General features: G+C 78.8%; 2 protein-coding genes. Both read right to left on the minus strand.

From position 1 onward, the window contains the following. Positions 1–218 precede the first annotated feature (218 nt). A complete protein-coding gene (locus ACWEQL_RS41650; protein WP_452156720.1) occupies positions 219–1163 on the minus strand; it encodes a bifunctional riboflavin kinase/FAD synthetase in 945 nt (314 codons plus the stop codon). A 66-nt stretch (positions 1164–1229) separates the two neighbouring features. After that, complete coding sequence (locus ACWEQL_RS41655) at positions 1230–3473, minus strand: hypothetical protein (protein ID WP_452156722.1); 2244 nt, start codon at positions 3471–3473, stop codon at positions 1230–1232. Between the last annotated feature and the right edge of the window lie 118 nt (positions 3474–3591).

Consider the following 3591-nt stretch of genomic DNA (forward strand, 5'->3'; position numbering starts at 1 on the left):
CGCCGGCCCGGCCGACAAGCTCTCCGCCGAGGACCGTGACCAGCTGGTCCGCGCCCGTCGAGGGGCAGCAGCCGCCCGCGCCGCCCGCCGGGTACGGCTACCCGCCGCCCGGTGGCGGCCAGCCGCCGCAGCCGCAGCAGTGACGCGCGAGGGCCCGCCGACCAGGAGGTCGACGGGCCCTCGCCGCTGTGACGGCCCGGTCGCCCGGGCCGGGGGCGTCAGCCCTCGTCGGTGAGCTCGCGGGAGCGCTTGACGTCGTCGGCCATCCGGTCGAGCAGTGCCTCGATGGAGTCGAACTTCTCCATCCCGCGCAGGTAGACCAGGAACTCGACGGCCGCGTGCAGCCCGTACAGGTCGAGGCCGACCCGGTCGATCGCGTAGGCCTCGACCGTGCGGGCGGTGCCGTCGAAGGTCGGGTTGGTGCCGACCGAGATCGCCGCCGGCATCCGCTCGCCGTCGGCGATCAGCCAGCCCGCGTACACGCCGTCCGCCGGGATCGCGCTGTGCGGCACGGTCTCCACGTTGGCGGTCGGGTAACCGAGTTCACGGCCGCGCTGGGCACCGCGCACCACCACGCCCTCGACCCGGTGCGGACGGCCCAGCACCTCGCCCGCGCCGGTCACGTCGCCGGCCGCGACCAGCCGCCGGGTCAGCGTGGACGAGAACGGCTCGCCGTCGCCGGCCGCGCCGCGCACCTGGAGGTCGACCACGTCGACCTCGAAGTCGGCGGTCCGGCCGAGCTCCGCGAGCAGCGCGACGTCGCCCGCCGCGCGGTGCCCGAAGCGGAAGTTCGGGCCCTCGATGACCAGCCGCGCGTGCAGCGCGTCCACCAGCACCTGCCGGACGAAGGTCTCCGGGGACTCCTGGGAGAACTCCGCGGTGAACGGCAGCACCAGCACCGCGTCCACGCCGAGGTCCTCGATCAGCTCCGCGCGGCGCGCGTGCGGGGCCAGCAGCGGCGGGTGGCTGCCCGGGCGGACGACCTCGCTGGGGTGCGGGTCGAAGGTGACGACGACCGAGCGGGCGCCGAGGTCCCGGGCGCGCTCCACGGCCCGGTCGATGATCAGCTGGTGTCCGCGGTGCACCCCGTCGAACGAGCCGATGGTGACGACGCTGCGTCCCCAGTCACCGGGGATCTCCTCCAGGCCACGCCAGCGCTGCACCCTGACCGCTCCTTGTTCCGTACGGCGCGTACCTTCTGTACGCTCAAACGCTCAAAACCCGAACCCCTATAGCGTGCCATGCGCCCGGCTCTGCTTCGGCACCGGAAGGCGAGTTGGACGCGGCACCGGGAGTCCGGCGCCGCCGCCGTCCGCCCGTTCGGCCTCGGCGGCGGCGTGCCGGGGGTCCCGGCCGGGCGCGACCAGCGCCCGCATCCGGGTCAGCAGCGGTCCGGCGGGGGCGTCCGGCTCCGACGGGTCCGCCGGCCAGTCGGCGAGCAGCCGGGCGAAGGCGGCCGAGCGGCCGGCACAGCGCACCAGCGCCGCGTCCGCCGAGGGCAGCGCCGCCGCCACCCGGGCCACCACGGCCCGTACCCGGCCCGGTTCCTCGGCCGCGCAGCCCTCGGCCAGCCGCTCCAGGACGGCGGTCAGCACCCCGGGGTCGGCCTCGGCGGCCAGCAGGGTGTCCAGCAGTTCCCGCCGCAGGCCGGGCGTCCGCCCCTCGCCCTTCACGGCGAGCACCTCGGCGAGCACCTCGGCGAACGGCCGACGGACCGCCGCCGACCGGGCCGCCAGCGCCGTGCCGAGCAGCAGCCGCAGCTCCAGCCGGACGGCCGGGGCGGGGTCCGCCCCCTCCCGGGCCAGTCGGCGGCCCAGGTAGTCGACGGCCACCGGGCCCGCCAGGGCCGGGCGCTCGCGCAGCAGCCGGCCGGCCAGCTCGGCCCCGCCCCGGGCGGCCACCGGGGTACGGGCGTCCGCCAGCACCCGCAGCGTCCCGGCGAGCGGCGCGTCCGGCCCGGCCAGCCGCGCCGCGAGGGCCGCCAGCACCGGCCCGGGGTCGCTCTCCAGGGCCGGGGCCAGCGCCGACGCGGTCAGGAAGCCGTCCCCGCCCCGCCGGTAGGCGTCCAGGGCGGCCGGCAGGTACGCGGCCCTGGTCCGCCCGTCCCGGACCAGCAGGCCCAGCGCGGCGCCGTGCAGCGCGGGCTCGTCCTCGCGGGCCAGCAGCCGCAGCGCGGCGAACCGCAGCAGCTCCAGGCCCGGCCCGTGCGCGTACGGGGCGACGCGCAGCGCGTGCACGGCGGCGGCCACGTGCCGTTCCGGGCGCGGGTCGTGGCTCCAGCGGTCCACGGCCCGGCACAGCGCGGAGGGCTCCTCGGCGGCGAGCACGGTCAGCAGCGCGTCGGCCCTGGGGTGGGCGGCGCCGGCCAGTGCCTCGGTCAGGTCGTCCAGGGCGAGCCGGCGGTGGGCGCGCAGCAGGTCGTGGGCGAGGTCGGCGACGGTGGTGCCGGGGCGGGCGGGCAGGCCCCGGGCGTCGTCGAACCAGGCGCAGAGCGGCGGGAGGGCGGTGCCCGGGTCGGCGCGCAGCCGTCCGGCGGTGGCGGTCAGGAACGGCTGCCCGGGCCCGTCCGCGCGGACCAGCCGGCGCAGCAGGTCCAGTTCGAGGTCCGGGGGGAGGCCGAGGCCGGTCCAGAACGCCGGGCCGAAGCGGCCGGCGCCGGCCGCCGGGAGGGCCTCGAACCCGCCCCCGGCGGCGGCCCGTCGGACGATCAGGTCGGCCAACTCCACCAGCAGGTCGCGGTGTTCGGCCGGATCCGGGGCGGCGGCCAGTGCGTCGGCCAGCAACCGGCCCGCCCACCAGCCGGGTTCGCTGCCGTCCGGGCGCAGGTCCAGGGCGCGCCGGAGCCGGTGCAGCCAGGGCTCCGGCGCGCCGACGCCCCCGGCGCCGGCCGTACGGCGCAGCGCCGCCGCCACCGGTCCGATCCGGTGCCGGGGCACGCTCGTGGCCGCCTCGGGCGGCGGGGTGTCCGCCGCCTCGCCGAGCAGCAGCCGCAGCGCCGCGTCCAGATCCAGGTGCAGGCCCTGCAGCCAGTCGGCGAACTCCCCGTGCGCGGGCCGGTAACCCGGCCCGGCCGGCACGAACAGGCCCTCCGCCAGCACCGCCCGCGCCCAGCCGCCCGCCACCGGGAACAGCTCTTCGAAGGCCTCCCGGGTCAGCCCGCCCCGGCCCTCCCCCAGCGTCCGCCGGGCCGCCTCGTGCACCCGGCCGGCCACCGCGGCCGCCAGCCGCCGCACCCGCCCCGGGGCCGGTCCCCGGGCGGGCACCGCGCCCCGCCGGTGCGCACCGGGGCGGCGGGTCCGCTCGGCCGTCACGATCCGCTCCGCCACCCGCAGGCAGCGCAGGTCCAGGTACGCCGAGAACAGCTCGCCGCGGTGCGGCGCCCCGCCCCGGAGGCCCTCCGCCCACAGCTCCCCGGCGAGGCGCAGCGCCAGCGGGTGCCGGGCGTCCCCCTCGGCCGGCCACCCCGGCGGCACGCCGTAGCGGCGCCGTACCCGCTCGGCGCAGACCCACTACGACACGGCCGTCCGTATCAAGGGGATCCTGCAGAAGTACAAGGACCTCCAGGACATCATCGCGATCCTCGGTATCGAC

The organism is Kitasatospora sp. NPDC004240, assembly GCF_053603215.1.